The sequence below is a fragment of the Pseudomonas zeae genome, from assembly GCF_014268485.2.
GTDB classification, from domain to species: Bacteria; Pseudomonadota; Gammaproteobacteria; order Pseudomonadales; family Pseudomonadaceae; genus Aquipseudomonas; species Aquipseudomonas neuropathica.
In genome coordinates, this window is the sequence record NZ_CP077090.1 from 4,294,139 (window position 1) to 4,308,754 (window position 14,616).

At 56.2% G+C, this 14,616-nt stretch carries 14 protein-coding genes; 6 read left to right on the top strand and 8 right to left on the bottom strand.

Annotated features, from left to right (window positions below; translation table 11 throughout):
• Positions 1-152 precede the first annotated feature (152 nt).
• From HU754_RS18805 to HU754_RS18815, 3 genes are all read left to right on the top strand, one after another.
• Positions 153-575, top strand: a complete 423-nt coding sequence (locus HU754_RS18805) for a HEAT repeat domain-containing protein (protein ID WP_186624610.1) — start codon at positions 153-155, stop codon at positions 573-575.
• 638 nt (positions 576-1,213) lie between these two features.
• Positions 1,214-1,684 (top strand): hypothetical protein, encoded by a 471-nt coding sequence (locus HU754_RS18810; protein WP_186624611.1) that lies wholly within the window; start codon positions 1,214-1,216, stop codon positions 1,682-1,684.
• Between the two features lie 57 nt (positions 1,685-1,741).
• On the top strand, positions 1,742-2,239 hold the full coding sequence (locus HU754_RS18815) for a hypothetical protein (protein ID WP_186624612.1): 498 nt from the start codon (positions 1,742-1,744) through the stop codon (positions 2,237-2,239).
• Positions 2,240-2,278: 39 nt separating this feature from the next.
• Here HU754_RS18815 and HU754_RS18820 read toward each other — a convergent pair whose 3' ends face one another.
• Positions 2,279-3,091 (bottom strand): VanW family protein, encoded by an 813-nt coding sequence (locus HU754_RS18820; RefSeq protein ID WP_186624651.1) that lies wholly within the window; start codon positions 3,089-3,091, stop codon positions 2,279-2,281.
• A gap of 224 nt (positions 3,092-3,315) precedes the next feature.
• Here HU754_RS18820 and HU754_RS18825 point away from each other — a divergent pair, with 224 nt between their 5' ends.
• Positions 3,316-4,125, top strand: coding sequence for a glycosyltransferase family 2 protein (locus tag HU754_RS18825; RefSeq protein WP_186624613.1), 810 nt, complete (start codon positions 3,316-3,318; stop codon positions 4,123-4,125).
• Between the two features lie 349 nt (positions 4,126-4,474).
• On the opposite strand, the gene HU754_RS18830 is transcribed toward HU754_RS18825, so the two are convergent.
• From HU754_RS18830 to HU754_RS18860, 7 genes are all read right to left on the bottom strand, one after another.
• Positions 4,475-5,059 (bottom strand): hypothetical protein, encoded by a 585-nt coding sequence (locus HU754_RS18830; protein WP_116255343.1) that lies wholly within the window; start codon positions 5,057-5,059, stop codon positions 4,475-4,477.
• An 85-nt stretch (positions 5,060-5,144) separates the two neighbouring features.
• On the bottom strand, positions 5,145-5,342 hold the full coding sequence (locus HU754_RS18835) for a hypothetical protein (protein ID WP_186624614.1): 198 nt from the start codon (positions 5,340-5,342) through the stop codon (positions 5,145-5,147).
• 10 nt (positions 5,343-5,352) lie between these two features.
• The gene (locus tag HU754_RS18840; protein WP_186624615.1) at positions 5,353-5,595 is read right to left on the bottom strand and encodes a hypothetical protein; all 243 of its coding nucleotides are present in this window, start codon (positions 5,593-5,595) and stop codon (positions 5,353-5,355) included.
• Between the two features lie 194 nt (positions 5,596-5,789).
• Positions 5,790-6,857, bottom strand: coding sequence for a lipocalin-like domain-containing protein (locus HU754_RS18845; RefSeq protein WP_186624616.1), 1,068 nt, complete (start codon positions 6,855-6,857; stop codon positions 5,790-5,792).
• Positions 6,847-9,318: an ABC transporter permease gene (locus tag HU754_RS18850; RefSeq protein ID WP_186624617.1), complete on the bottom strand. Its 2,472-nt coding sequence runs from the start codon at positions 9,316-9,318 to the stop codon at positions 6,847-6,849. Before HU754_RS18850 ends, HU754_RS18845 begins: the two co-directional genes overlap by 11 nt.
• Positions 9,315-9,968 carry an ABC transporter ATP-binding protein gene (locus tag HU754_RS18855; RefSeq protein ID WP_186624618.1) on the bottom strand — a complete coding sequence of 218 codons (654 nt, stop codon included), beginning with the start codon at positions 9,966-9,968 and terminating at the stop codon, positions 9,315-9,317. The genes HU754_RS18850 and HU754_RS18855 overlap by 4 nt, the downstream gene beginning before the upstream one ends.
• Positions 9,969-10,142: 174 nt before the next feature.
• The gene (locus tag HU754_RS18860) at positions 10,143-11,840 is read right to left on the bottom strand and encodes a sulfatase-like hydrolase/transferase (protein WP_186624619.1); all 1,698 of its coding nucleotides are present in this window, start codon (positions 11,838-11,840) and stop codon (positions 10,143-10,145) included.
• Positions 11,841-12,229: 389 nt separating this feature from the next.
• On the opposite strand from HU754_RS18860, the gene HU754_RS18865 reads away from it, so the two are divergent.
• Positions 12,230-13,582, top strand: a complete 1,353-nt coding sequence (locus HU754_RS18865; protein WP_186624620.1) for a UDP-glucose dehydrogenase family protein — start codon at positions 12,230-12,232, stop codon at positions 13,580-13,582.
• Positions 13,579-14,616 (top strand): NAD-dependent epimerase, encoded by a 1,038-nt coding sequence (locus HU754_RS18870; protein ID WP_186624621.1) that lies wholly within the window; start codon positions 13,579-13,581, stop codon positions 14,614-14,616. Before HU754_RS18865 ends, HU754_RS18870 begins: the two co-directional genes overlap by 4 nt.

Here is a 14,616-nt window from a genome sequence, read left to right on the forward strand (position 1 = left end):
AAATCGACTCTAGGTAACCGAAAGAAATAAAACAGGGACAGACCACGACTCCTTATTTTAAACGGGGCAGATCACAGTTTTTTACATCCATAATCTCCCGCCTGGGAACTCCCCTCTTTCTCGCTATTTAACGTGATCCGTCCCTGAACAACATGAACAGCAAGATTTACGAAGAATATAACTACTGGCTTGGACCGAATGAAGACTCAAATTGGAATGAGTACATTAATGAACAGGTAGCTCATGGAGTTTTAGGAAAATTTAACGCCATGGACTGGCAACAACTTAATGAAGCAATTCTTTCAAAAGAGGAATACTGGCAAGAAAGAAGCGCTACTGCTCTCGGAGAGTTGCGATCGCCCGAAGCGATAGAGATTTTAAAAAAACTTCTTGACTCTACGTTCTCCAAGGTAGCAGTCGCCGCAGCTTCCGAACTTGATTGGACTGAAGCAGTTATTGAGGAAAAATACTCTAATAAAATTCAGAGAATAATAGACAATCTACCCGATGAAGAAATTGATTGTTACCCTGAACTCAAAAACCTATTAAAAAAATCACAAAACCAAGGTTCCTAATAAAAACTGAAAGCCTGAATTTTTAAGACGAGTAAAAAGCCTCTACAAGTACGGAAACCGCTTTAACTTCGTCAACCTGCTGGGTAGAAATGAATCTGTCATACACAGCTTTCCAGCCTCACCTGAACAAGTTAAAAAATACATGGGCAATGTAAAATGAGACCCAAACTAAAGTACGAACTTCAACCAATTCGAGTGCCAAGCGGCTGGACAATAACAATCAACAACTTTTTTGAGGTTGAGTTAACCCCAAAAACTAACGACTGGTTCACCTGCTCAGTACTGTTAGGGGGCGTAAGGCGTAGTACTGGGCACTGCTTCGATTCTAGAGTAGAACCAGAGGGAGACCCCGACGGAGAGTTTGTAATTGACTTCTTAAAAATCGAATATGATCACAAAGGAAAACCGGTTAAAAACTCCGAAGTTTTTCTCAGTGAATTCAGAACTAAAAGCAAGATTGAATTCATCAAGCAGATTGAATCATTCATGATCGAAGCATGAAATACAAATAGAAGAAAAAATAAAAACGCAAAAAAAACAGGACAAAAAATGTGAAAGATTTATTTTCTACAAACTGAAAATACCCCCCCTTTTCTCCGCAGCGTCATTGAAAATTTTGATGATTGGAAAAAGCTTCTATGAAAACCACCTTTGAAACAGCTTTAGAACTTCATGAAACATCTGATTTCTTTAAAGGCAATGAGAAATATTTTGCCCGCGGCTCCGACTGGGGATACCATCTCTTCGTTAGCAACTGGCAGGAAATGTGCGGAGTTTTAAAACATCAACAATCAGCACAACACCTGCTGACAACTATATTTGAGAATTATGCAGAACACTTAAAAGAAGATTATTCAGATGCAGAAGGATTGCTTTCAAACATAAGCGCTTACTACACCCTTAAAAACAAAATCGCACTTCTGTCGGACAATAATTACGACTTGGTTGAGAGCCTTGACGAAAACAGCAAAAAAAACATAGGGAAATTATTCCGTCTCCTTAGACAGCAGTACGACATAAAAAACGAACTCCTGCCAAAATACAAATTCAATGATGAGATCCAGCGATTAAAACTCAAAGGCTGTCTAATTGACCTCGAACACCTTTGAGCAGTATTTAATGCGACTACCTCACACCACCGCACGATCAATACTTGACCAGTCCTCATGAATAAACATCAGATCACTTTAGCCAATGGATGGACAGCAACCTTTGATAACAACGGTGAATTCCGTATGGGAGCCGAAGGTTGGAGCTTGTCTTTGCAAGGGCCGGACGGCAGGAATATTCATTACTTCGCGGATCAGATCATTCTGGTCAACGATGACGACGGCACCCAGGCAAATTCATGCCTGCGTCTATCTACTGATGGTGTTTACGGTTATTTGAGTACAGCCGTTGATAGCTGCTGGGTGATCGATTTTTCGCGATGCATGATCGCCCCGCACCGAGTGAACATCCGTCACTACCACGACGCCTACGATGAAAGCGTTGCAGCTTACGAGCAGCCGGCCTTCAAACGCGCGAGGCAATACATCAGCGTTGTTGGAAAGTACATTTATCTGACCTTCCCTCTAACCAAAGATGAGCACTTCCCCAAGGTATGGGAGGAGTACCTCTCGATACGCAGACGCCAGCTGGATGAGTTGTATTTCAGAAACTGATCAAAGGGCGCCATCGTCAGCGAAGTGCTTTCACGCGCCCTACCCGATCAACTCATCTGCCACGTCATACTTAACCACCACCCGATTCCGATACAACCTCACCCTCTCGACCAATTCCCCAACCTGCCCCTTCTCCCGCACTTCCCGCCAAATCTCATTCTCCCGATACACCCTTGCCCCCTCCCGCACAAACCGATGCGCCTCTTGAAACACGTGATAGCGATATTCCCTCACCCGATCACACAACAACTCCCCTTCGAGCTGTGTCTCGCCTACGTTCAACTTCAGCTGAAAGCGCCGATCCGTCGGGTTATGCAGCACCAGATCAACGTAGTTATAGAAAATCGCCGCCCCGGATCCAAACGGCAGCACTCGCCCTTCATCCGGAAACGGGTCGAAGCTGTGGTTGGAGCGTTCGACCACCTCCAGCGGTGAATGAATCGCCATCCAGTGAATCAGGTTGCTCAGTTGGCAGATCCCACCGCCTACCCCACGTCGTGCCTCGCCGAAGGACAGTTCCATGCCTTCAACGTAGCCGCGCTTCAAGGTCGGGCGGCCGACGAGGCGGCAGAAGGAGAAGTGTTCGCCGGGGGCGATGATGACGCTGTCGATGGCGGCGACGGCGAGTTTGAGGTTGATGACTTTGTTGTGTTGCAGGGCGAGGTCGGAGTCGCCGAGTTTGCGGATGAGTTTTGAGGTGTGTTTGAGGTAGCGATATGGCAGGCGCTCGACCGTGGCGACGGGGCGTGCGTAGCGTTTGCTGGAACAGTGCCAGGCGATCTGGCGGAACAGTCTTTTTTGCCACACGCGCAGCCAGTACAAGGCCGGGTGGTAGAGGGAAAGTGGTTTCATCCGTGACACAACGGCGTGCGCCGTTTCTTCCTTGAACCGTGAGAGGGGCGCGCATTTTATCCGGTAATGACCGGCAGCACCCCATGCATTTCATTAGACCAGCAGCCTCTCTTCGGCATACATCTACCGTCACATCCGCAAATTAAGGTTCGACTAAGGTTGCCTCGCTACGATCGCGGCAACGAAACCCTGTTGTCCTTGAATCGCAGATGAGTCCTTCCGACATGAAAGCGTTTGATTTACCAGCCCAGCCAGCGTCGAATTTCAGCCTTGTCTTGGTAAATTACAAAACCCCGGACATCACCCGAATGTGCCTCGAGCTTTTGCGTGAGCACGTCCAGGAGCAGCGCATTCCGGTGTGGGTGGTGGATAACGATTCGGCGGATGCCAGTCTCGATTACTTGCGTTCGCTCGACTGGATCAACTTGATTGAACGGCCTTCCCCGGGTAAGGAAATCGGCCATATTGCGCATGGCAAGGCGCTGGATCTGGCGCTGGAAAAAGTCGACACCGATTACTTGTTCCTGTTGCACACCGACACCTTTGTCTACGACAAAGAAGTGTTTGCCATGATGATGCGTGAATGCACGAAAAACCCGGATATGGCCGCAGTCGGTTGTGTAGAACAACTCAATCGCGGGGTTGTTCGTGACACTTGGCGGTTAACTTCGCGTTTCTGCAAGCACTATGCTCGTAAAGCGAAAGTGCGTCTGGGTCTGCGTTCGAAAATGCCAAGACCCTACAAAGAAACTCATCTGAAAAGTTTCTGCACATTGTGGAATGTCCGTCTGATGAAGTCCCTGGGCCTGCACTTCTGCATGGATGAGCAGGTGCCCGGTTATGCGCTGCAAGACCAAATGAGCAGCCTGGGCTATGGCATCAAGTTCCTGTCACCGCGCAAGATTTTCAGCTATCTGGATCACATTCAGTCCGGAACCGTCGCGGCGGCGGGCACCTACGGGGTAAATCACCGCAGGACAAAAATGTATCAGGCCACGCTGAAGCGCTTTCAAGGGGCAGCTAGACACAACTGAAGCGCACACCTCGGTCTAATTCACAGCAAACAAAAAGGGCGACTATCAAGTCGCCCTTTTTGTTTGCAGAAATTGTATACATCCACTCCGAAGAGGTGTTCGCCCAGTGTAATGGCCTGGCAATCCATGCACCGGTAAAGAGCCCTGACACTGGGCGAACGGGTAGGATTTTAATAGAAGTTGGCGCTTATGTCCTCATTCTTGAATATGAAATTTATGTACGGAAACGTTAATAGATATTTATCGGCGATTCCTTTCATGAAACTTTCAATGAGGTCAAACCACACTAATAGTATGACTACTCTCATACAAAAACTGTACAAGAGCAGTCACCCTGTAGAGTTAAAGCTCAACTTTCGTGTTGACTGGTCACTTTTAAGATATCGGTGTAAGTGACAATAACGCTCTGCCCTTCTTTCAGATCTTTCAGCTTGGCTTGAATTTCAGGCTGTTTCACGTCAAGAACTTTCGATTGACCTTGCGGGTTTTGCAGGGTCACCTGATTTGTCTTCAAATCAATTTTGGTGATTTTCAACTGCACCTGAACCTGACGATACGCCTCGCCACCGGGGTTATCGCTGCCCGGAGCCTTACGCAACTCACCAGTACGTTCGGTGGTACCAGGCAGACCTTTATCCACATCGGTGTCGAGGTAAGCGGCGACAGAACGCTGCACCTGGATGGTGACCTGATCGCCGGCCTCGAGATTGTCGAGGTTTTTCGCCTTGTCGCTGAGCTGAACGTGAACCGGCTTGCCTTCGGCACCTTCCAGCACAACTTGATGGTTGGCGGCATCGACGGAGATCACTTTGGTGGTGACCTTATCCGCCTCGATGGAAGCGGACAGCGGAATATCGGCAGCGAAGGCGCCGAAGCTGGTGGCGGACAGTACGGTTGCGAGGGTGATGGCCTTGGCCAGTGCGTCGAGCTTCATAATCAATACTTTCCCTGTGATGAATGGCAGCGCTCGCCGCCGAATCGACTTCGGCGACGAGCGTGCCACTGAGCATAGACGCAGTTCAGGGCTTGGCTTTGGTTTGTGACGGCGAGGTTTGTTGCTTGGCGGTGTCTTGCGCGGTGGATTCGCCGCTGGGCGTGCCTTTGCCATTGTTTTCACGCTGTTTCGGGTCGGTGGGCCGCAGGGCGTCGTTGTCACGTTCGGTCTCGCCCGGTGGACGGGGTTCGTCGGGGTGTTCGCCTTGGGTGATGGGTTTCATGGGGTTGTCCTCAGGCTTTGGGGTCGTCGAGTTCACGGGCGACGTTGATCGCCGGTGAGTCCTTGTGCAGATCGTCGGCCTTGGCGCGCAGAAGCTGCCATTGCTCCAGGTCGATGGCGCCTTGGCCGAGCAGGTCGTCGGCGATGCGTTGCAGATCGAAGTAATGCGCGTCAGGGGATTGCTGCCAGTAGGTCTGGTCGTCGAACAGGCGCTGCCAGGTGGTCATGTCTGGGGGTTGCAGGTCGTCGCTCATGGGGGAGTCCTCGACGGCGTTTCGCAAAGGTGTGAGAGATATTCGGTAGAGGGGTTGAGAAGTAGCGGAGTTCCGGCCAATTTCTCTGTGGTGTCTGGGCGGGCGCTTTCGCGAGCAGGCTCGCTCCCACATTTTGATCTCGGTCAGATCCGGATTCTGCGCCCGTTACAACTCACAGTTTTTACGAGGCGCTGTCAGTACCCGGTCATTTCCAGATAGCCCTGGCCGGGATGGCTGCCGCTGATGTGCACCGGGCCTTCCCAGTACGGGATGCGCAGGTTCATCCAGGCGTTGGGGTTGAGCGCGTCGAGGCTGATGTCGAGGTGTTTGTCGGGAATGCTGATCGACCATTTCACCGGCATCGCCCGGCCGGCGACCTTGGCCGTGGTTTGCGGGGTGAGCTGGATCTGCGAACTGCTCAGTGTTTGCGTCTGGCCGTCGGCAGCGATCCACGTGCCGGTGAGATACGGCGCACCGTCCTTCTGACGCATGCGGTAAAGCATCACGTGTTCGCCGCTGTCCAGGTGCAGAGAGAACCAGTCCCAACCGGTTTGATTGGCAGTCAGCGGCTGGCTGCTCCATTCGCGATCGAGCCACGCGGGGCCACTGACGGCGTAGCTCTGGCCGTCAATCTGCAATGTGCCGCTGGCCTGAAAAAATGGCTGACTGTAGTAATACGACGCCTGACCTTCTTCGGATTTCTGGCTGAAGCCCTTGTCGCCCTGCAGCACCAGCGGACGGCTGGACGTGAGGTGCAGTTGATAGGCGAAGTCCTTGTCGCGAGCACTGAGTTGCAGGTCGCTCAGGGGATCCTGCGCCTGACTGGCGAACCGCCAATCATCGATCCACGCCTCGAACGGCGCCAGTTGCACACCCGCCTGCCCCACCCCGCCTCGGGCGTAACGTTCGGCGGCGTGATGCACCGTGCTCGAAGTCACCGCCGCATGCCCCAGCCAGATCGTTTGATTGCCCCACCCCGCCGTCTCCGCCACAGGTTTCAAAGCGCTGCGAAACAAGGTCCACTGCACGCCGAATTCATTGCCCTGCTGATCCTTGAGATTGGCGGTGACGTACCACCACTCAATGCGAAAGCCGTCATGCGCCCCGTGATCTGCGGGAAAACTGAACACCCGCCCCGGCACCACCGGCGTAAACGCCAACGCCTGACCGCCCATTCCGGCGAAGCCCTTCTGCTCCGGCGCCGATTGATCGCAACCGCCGAGCAGCAGCAAAACAAGGAGCACAAAGCGGTTAATCCTCATGGGCAAACGTCCTCAACAGGTCCGCCGGTTGCGTGCGGTACAACGAGTACAGCGGCCATGCCGACGCCAGCAATGTCGCCAGTAACGCCAGTCCCATCAGTTGCAGCAATTGCCATGGGAATATCCGCAACGGCAACCGCCAACCAAACGCCTGAACGTTGATCACCGCATCCAGGCACCACGCCAGCGCGATCCCCAGCGGCAACGCTAACACCAGCGTCAGCACCGCCAACAGCCAGGTCTGACCAAGATTGAGCAGCATCAACTGCCGTCGCGTCACGCCCAATGCCCACAGTGGTGCGAGTTGACCGAGGCGACTCTGGCTTTGCGTCAGCAGGCTGATGAACAGCGCCACACCCGCCACCGCCAAGGTCAAACTGTTCAACGCCGCCGTCGCCGCAAAGGTCCGTTCGAAGACTTGCACCGACCAGCCCTTGAGCCGCGCCTGATCGACGATGCGACTGTCATCGAGTTGGAAGCGCGCCTGCAATGCAGCTAAAAATCCCGGGATGTTCTGCGGCTCGATGCGCAGATTGAAACGGTTCGGCGTCAGTTGCGGCCAGCCGCGCAACAAGTGGTTGATGTTGACCAGCAAGTGGCCCTTGGGATTACCGTAGTCGGCGTAGATGCCAACGATGCGCGGCGACCATGGGCCATTGGGTGTCGGAATCGCCACGTGTTCACCCACGTGCAATTTCAGGCGTCGGGCGATTTGCTCACTGAGCATCACCGCATCATCCGTCGCCAGATGCGCCCACGGATCGCCGCCAACGGCATCGAGCAGCGGCCAGTGCTGGCGATAATGCGCGTGATCGATGATGCCGAACACTTCGGCCGGCCAGCCCTGCAACGTCACCGCGACCTGCCAGTTGGGCAGAATCGCCGCAATGTTCGGCTGCTGCTTTAGCCAGCTGTACATTTCCCGCGACTGTGCCGGATTGCTCGGGTTGATATACAGCTCGGCGCTCAGGCGTTGTTCGAGCCAGTCATCGAAGGTCTGGCGAAAACCGGCGGTCATGCTGCCGGCACCGATGTTGGCGGCGAGCGCCAAAAGCAACGCCATCAGCGCCAGGCTCAGTGCCGGCAATTGCTGACGACAATCGGCGAGAAACCACTGCCCCAGCACCGAGCGACTGCGCCCGAGCAACTGATTCAACAACGCGCTGAGCAACACCGGCAAAGCCAACGCGGCGCCGATCATCAACCCGGCCATCAGGACAAAACCGCTGGCCAGACTGTCACCCCAGATCAACGCCACCAAGGCCAGCAAACCGAGCACTGCCGCCAGCCAGCCTTGTCGGCGCAGCCAACGCGCATATTGCTGGTGCCAGGCTTGCGGATCCGCCACGGCCAACAACGGCAAACGGGCGGCGCGCAGCAGACTGTTGGACCCGGCGAGCAAGGCGCCGAGCAGGCTCAAACCGATGCCGCTGAACCACCACCACGGACTGAGGCGCAACTGCCCCGCCACTTCCGCGCCATACAAACCGCGCAAGCTGGCGGCGACGTCCGGCAGCAAGACACTCGCCAACCAATAACCGCTGATCACACCGAACAATCCGCCGATCAGCGCCAGCACACCCAGTTCGACGATCAGGCACACGATCAACATCCGCGCGCTGACCCCGCAGGCGCGCAACGTACGCAGAAGACCGCGTCGTTGCTCAAGAGCCAGGCCAATCGCGGCGTGAACGATGAACAAGCCCACCACGAATGACAAAAACCCTAACGCATCGAGATTCAGGTGAAAGCTCTCGGTCAGTCGCGTCAGATTGTTTTCCTCGCCGCTGCTTTTGAGCTGCAACTGACCTTTGAACACGGCGGGCAACTCGCCGTGGAAATCCTTGGGCAGCAATAGCCGCGACAATTGCCCGGGTTGTTCAAGCAGCGTTTGCGCGACGCCGATGTCCACCAGCAACAGGCCAGGCGCCATGTCCTTTTGCGCGAGCAACGGTGGCAAGCGCAGCCCATTAGCCGTTTGTGGTGTGTCGCCTTCACGCAGATCAAGCGCCTGCAAGGTTTCCGGAGAAATCCAGGTAGTGCCGGGGGGCATGAAGAGCTCGACGACACGCTCAATCGGCAGCGCCTGCCCGGCCACTGCGGAATCGGCCGGCAATGACACCGGCTCGATGCCCATCAATTGCAGGCGCTGATCTTCATGGCCCTTGAGCAGCAACCGCCCCTGCAGCAGCGGAGACACCGGCCAGCCCTGTCGGCGCAGGTCAACGAACCATTGCTGCGCGAACGTCGCGCCGTTCGGCGTACTGAGACTGGCCTGGGGTTCGCCGCCGATCAACTGGCTGGCCCGTGCATAGCTGTCACGCGCCTGACTGTTCAGCGCCTCGACGCCAGTGAGCAGGCTGGTCGCCAGCCACAAGCCGGTCAGCACGCTGAAGAACTGCACCGGATGACGCCGCCAATGGCTGAGCAGCGCGCGCAAGGTCTGACGGAAAACGATCACGTCAGCAGCCCGCTGGACAACACCACTCGCTGCGCCAGGCGCGCCGCGACGCGCGGACTGTGAGTGACCATCAACAATGTAGTGGGCGTGTCATCGAGCAATTCCAGCAACAGCCGCAACACTTCATCACTGGTCGCCTCATCAAGGCTACCGGTGGGCTCATCGGCCAGCAGCAATTTCGGCTGCGAGGCCAATGCCCGCCCCAAGGCGACCCGCTGCTGTTGGCCACCGGAAAGTTGCTCGGGATAACGCTTGAGCAAATCGCACAGGCCCAGACGCTGCACCAGATGCGCCTGCCAACGCGGCTCATGGCGCCCGGCCAGGCGCGCCTGAAAGGCCAGATTGTCCTCGACGCGTAGACTGCCGATCAGGTTGAACTGCTGGAACACCAGACCGATTTCCGTCCGCCGCCAGTTCGCCAGTTGCGCTTCGTTCATCGCCTCCAGCCGATGCTCGCCGCTGCGAATGCTGCCGCTGTCGACTTTGTCGAGACCGGCCACCAGGTGCAGCAAGGTGCTTTTGCCACTGCCGGATTCGCCCATCAGTGCCAGGCTGCTGCCGGATTCCAGCGTCAGGTCGACGCCTTGCAGCACCGGCAATGGGCCTTGCGGGGTGAGATAGCTTTTGAAGACGTTTTCAACACGAAGCATGCCGCCACCTGATCGGTCAGTGTGGGGCAAGGATAGCGGATGACGATGACCGACTTGAACTCAGCATTGAACTGGCCGGCCCCTTCGCGAGCAAGCTCGCTCCCACAGGTTGATCGCGTTCCAAATGTGGGAGCGAGCCTGCTCGCGAAAGCGCCAACCCGGACAAGCTGAAACTCACTGCCCCGCCGCCACACTGGTGGACGCCTGCGACGGCGTGACAATGCTGCCCAGATCAATGTGCTTCCACTCAGGCTTGGCCCCCAACCGCGCATTGAAGCGGTAGTTGAAGGTGAACTCATCCGCCGTCGCGACACTCAGTGGCTTGCCATAAACAGCCTCGATCCCCGCCAGGTCATAGCCCATCAACTGCAGCAACGTCGGAAAGATGTTGTAGTGGCTGGAGCGATCCTTGTTCGCCGCCAGTTGCGCCGACCAGTCCAGTGTCTTCAGATCACTGCCCTGAATCACCACCAGCGGCACCAGCCCTTCCTCCTCCACCGGATCGCCACCGCAATGGGTGTTCAGGCCCGGATTACCGCGCTCATGTAAATCCTGACCATGATCAGAGGTATAGATCAGCAACGCATTGTTCAGATTGGCCTCGGCGAACACCCGCGCAAAGAATTCGCCGACATTCCACAACACAGTGTTCTTGTAGGCGTTGCGGTACAGTACCCAATCGTCTGGCTGACCGTTGAAACCTGTGCGTTCACCGGTATCGGCCACCTCGGTGAACTGCCCGCGCGGTAAGGTCGGGCGATAGGCCATGAACGCATCCGGGTATTTGTCGTGCACCGGAAAGTGCGCGCCGACCTTATTGATCACCACCAGCTCTGACTGGTCGTCGTTGAGCAATTCGATGAGCTTCGCTGCCGCCGCCATGTCGCGATCGCGCACGCTGGTCTGGTCGAATTGCACAAACTGGTCGATGTCCTTCTTCTCGGTATCAGTCATCAGGTTCTGCAGATTGCCAGCCGTGCGCTGGGCATCGATGTATACCGTGCGCAGCCCGGCCTTTTTCGCGTACTGCCAGATCGACGGCAGTGTGCTGTTGATGCGCATGTAGTCGGCGCGGGTGCCGCCGTAACGCAGGGTCACGTTAGTGTCGGCGCTGCAATTGGCGATGGACGCAGCGTAGCCATAATTGAAGATGTCGACACCGGGATGCGCCTGCTTGAGGTTGCTGTGCACCCCGAACGGCGCGTTGATGTCCAGATAATTGCCGGAGATGCTTTCGTCGATGATCAGCACGATGTCATGGCCGACAGCTTGCGAGGTGCGCGTCAGTGTCACCGGTTCGCGCGGGCCGACGGTGCTGTGCAGGGCTTCATAGGCAAACAGGTTCAGGTAGGCCAGCGGCGTGTACATGATCGGCAAACCCCGCGCGCCCTCGCCCGCACGCAAGAACAGCACCGCACTGAGCAGCAACACGCCGCACAGCGGCGCCGCCACACGTAACGCGTTGGGAATCGCCAGGCCGTGGCGAGGCTTCAGACCGATGCCGAACAGCAACAACAAACCGCTGAGGGCGCCGTGCAGGATCGCGTCTCGATACTGGTACGCCGCTTCCTGGATGAAGCCGCCGGAATACACCAGCGAGACGAAGCTGCTGTAGCTCAGGTAATCCGCCGTGACCCGGGTGTAGACATCGAAAAACACCGCGGAGGCGAACATCACCAATGCGAATGCATGCCGGATGAGACTCTGCCGTATATAGGCCGTTAGATATAACGCTAAAGTTAGCGCCAAAAACATCGCGCCAAAAAGAAGTACAGCAAAACCGAGGCCGATAGCATTTAACCGCTCTATGTAATATTCGACATAAAGCAGAAAATAAATAATTAAAAGCAATTCTTTCGCATATCTGAACATGGCGATACCGGTCTTGCAAAACGGCGGAGAGTCAAAAGCTTGTCAATCAGAATCTGACACTAGCACCCGGCCATCAAAGCGCAAGAATTGACTGCCTTTTGTAAAAAGCGTCAAAAAACCGATGACTCAAATCTGACACACATCAAACGCCAGAAGCCTTTAAATTAAAGGCTTACGACCGTTTATCGCTTATTTTGAATCTGAACAAATCTGCAAAAAACCAACAAACTCAATCGCAGCAATGACTTGATGGCCAATCGCCAAAAAATGCTCAAGTGTTATACAGATGCAACATGTCATTTTGCTGACACGCTTTGCAAACCCTGCGCTATACCCCATTTACAGTCTTCTTCCGAACTTCTTCTTTTCGCTCTATCGAGGGTGCGCAGATGGACGTGAGCGTATTTGGCACGGGCTATGTTGGATTAATACAAGCCGCCGCACTTGCAGATGTCGGTCATCGCGTTTTATGCGTGGATATTGACCCAAACAAGATTAAACAACTGCAACAAGCGGTGCCGCCAATTAGCGAGCCAGGTTTGTCCAGCACTCTTGAAGAGAACATCAAGGCCGGCCGTCTGCTGTTCAGCACCCAGGCCAGTGATGCGGTCGAGCATGCCGAGCTGATCTTCATCGCCGTCGGCACCCCGGCCGATGAGGACGGTTCTGCCGACCTCAGCCACGTGCTCAACGTCGCCCGGCAAATCGCTTCGCACATGGAGGCTGATCGCACGTTGATCATCAAATCCACGGTACCGGTCGGCACGGCCGATCAGGTGCTGGCCACCGCCAACAGCGAATTGCAGCGCCGCGACAAGGCAGGTCTGAGCGTACGGGTGGTCTCCAACCCTGAGTTTCTCAAGGAAGGCAGCGCCCTCGCCGACTGCATGCGCCCGGACCGGATCATCGTCGGCACCCGTGACGACGTAGCCCGCGAGCAGATGAGCGAGCTGTACGCGCCGTTCTGCCGCAACCACGAAAAACTGATGTTCATGGACAACCGCAGCGCCGAGCTGACCAAGTACGCCGCCAACGCCATGCTCGCCACGCGCATCAGTTTCATGAACGAACTGGCCAACCTCACCGAACTGCTCGGTGCCGACATCGAAGCGGTGCGCAAAGGCATCGGTTCTGACCCGCGCATCGGTTACCACTTCATCTATCCGGGCTGCGGCTTCGGTGGCTCATGCTTTCCCAAAGACCTGCGCGCCCTGCTGCACACCGCTGAACACAACGGCATGCCGTTGAAACTGCTGCGCAGCGTCACCGACGTCAACGACCTGCAGCGGCACATACTCTTCAGCAAACTGAAAGCGCAATTCCCGCAAGGCCTTGCCGGCAAATCCATCGCGATCTGGGGCCTGGCATTCAAACCCAACACCGATGACATGCGCGAAGCCCCCAGCCGCTACTTGATGGATGCGCTGTGGGCCGAAGGCGCCAGCGTGCAAGCCTATGATCCGGAAGCGATGTCCGAATGCCGGCGCCTCTACGGCTACCGCAACGATCTGCACCTGTGCGCCACCCGCGACGACACCCTGGAAGACGCCGACGCACTGGTGATCTGCACCGAGTGGAAAAACTTCCGCGTGGTCGATTTCGAGTTGCTCGCCGAAAAGCTCCGTTCGAAGGTGATCATCGACGGCCGCAACCTGTACAACCCGGAACAAGTGGCTGCCGCCGGTTTGCATTACAGCGGCATCGGCCTGCGCCACATTGCCCCCGAAGGGCTACGGCCATGAAGGTGCTGGTCACCGGTGCGGCCGGTTTCATTGGTGCCCATTGCGTGTTGCGGCTGCTGCGCGACGGGCACTCGGTGGTCGGTCTGGACAATTTCAACGCCTACTATGACCCGCAACTCAAGCACGACCGCGTGCAGTGGGTGCGTGAGCAGGCCGGCGATTTCCAGCTCGTCACGGTTGACCTGGCCGATGCCTCGGCCATTGACGTGCTGTTTGTCCGCGAAGAGCCGCAAGTGGTGATTCACCTCGCCGCGCAAGCCGGGGTGCGTTACTCGCTGGACAATCCCAAGGCGTATCTGGACAGCAACCTCAACGGTTTCCTGAATATTCTCGAGAGCTGCCGGCATCACCCGGTCGAACACCTGATCTACGCCTCGTCGAGCTCGGTGTACGGCGCCAATCAGCACACGCCGTACTCGGTCAAGGACGGCGTCAATCACCCGCTGTCGCTGTACGCCGCGACCAAGAAAGCCAACGAGCTGATGGCACACAGTTACAGCCACCTGTTTGGCATTCCCTGCACCGGCCTGCGCTTTTTCACCGTGTACGGGCCTTGGGGCCGGCCGGACATGTCGCCGATCCAGTTTGCCCGGGCGATCAGCGAAGGCGAGCCACTGAAGCTGTTCAACTATGGCGAGCACCAGCGCGATTTCACCTACATCGATGACATCATCGAAAGCATCGCCCGCCTCACCGAATGCCCTCCGCACGCCGACCCGCACTGGGATCGCGAGCTGCCCGACCCGGCCAGCAGCATGGCGCCGTGGCGGCTGTTCAACATCGGCGGGCAGCACCCGGTCGAGCTGAAAACCTATTTGGCGCTGCTGGAAAAACATCTCGGCCAGAAAGCTATTGTCGAGCTGCTGCCGCTGCAACCGGGCGACGTGCTCAACACTTGCGCCGAGGCCAGCGACCTGGCCCAGGCCACCGGGTTTCAGCCCCGGATCGAGCTGGATGAGGGACTTGGGCGATTCATCGCCTGGTTCCGCGACTACTACCCCACTGCCTATCGCCCACGCGCCGCTCGCGGCTGA

Bases quoted from the DNA above. Each gene is read 5' to 3' on its own strand.
- HU754_RS18805 (WP_186624610.1), top strand. From the start codon at position 153: ATGAACAGCAAGATTTACGAAGAATATAACTACTGGCTTGGACCGAAT.
- HU754_RS18810 (WP_186624611.1), top strand. From the start codon at position 1,214: ATGAAAACCACCTTTGAAACAGCTTTAGAACTTCATGAAACATCTGAT.
- HU754_RS18815 (WP_186624612.1), top strand. From the start codon at position 1,742: ATGAATAAACATCAGATCACTTTAGCCAATGGATGGACAGCAACCTTT.
- HU754_RS18820 (WP_186624651.1), bottom strand. From the start codon at position 3,091: ATGAAACCACTTTCCCTCTACCACCCGGCCTTGTACTGGCTGCGCGTG.
- HU754_RS18825 (WP_186624613.1), top strand. From the start codon at position 3,316: ATGAAAGCGTTTGATTTACCAGCCCAGCCAGCGTCGAATTTCAGCCTT.
- HU754_RS18830 (WP_116255343.1), bottom strand. From the start codon at position 5,059: ATGAAGCTCGACGCACTGGCCAAGGCCATCACCCTCGCAACCGTACTG.
- HU754_RS18835 (WP_186624614.1), bottom strand. From the start codon at position 5,342: ATGAAACCCATCACCCAAGGCGAACACCCCGACGAACCCCGTCCACCG.
- HU754_RS18840 (WP_186624615.1), bottom strand. From the start codon at position 5,595: ATGAGCGACGACCTGCAACCCCCAGACATGACCACCTGGCAGCGCCTG.
- HU754_RS18845 (WP_186624616.1), bottom strand. From the start codon at position 6,857: ATGAGGATTAACCGCTTTGTGCTCCTTGTTTTGCTGCTGCTCGGCGGT.
- HU754_RS18855 (WP_186624618.1), bottom strand. From the start codon at position 9,968: ATGCTTCGTGTTGAAAACGTCTTCAAAAGCTATCTCACCCCGCAAGGC.
- HU754_RS18860 (WP_186624619.1), bottom strand. From the start codon at position 11,840: ATGTTCAGATATGCGAAAGAATTGCTTTTAATTATTTATTTTCTGCTT.
- HU754_RS18865 (WP_186624620.1), top strand. From the start codon at position 12,230: ATGGACGTGAGCGTATTTGGCACGGGCTATGTTGGATTAATACAAGCC.
- HU754_RS18870 (WP_186624621.1), top strand. From the start codon at position 13,579: ATGAAGGTGCTGGTCACCGGTGCGGCCGGTTTCATTGGTGCCCATTGC.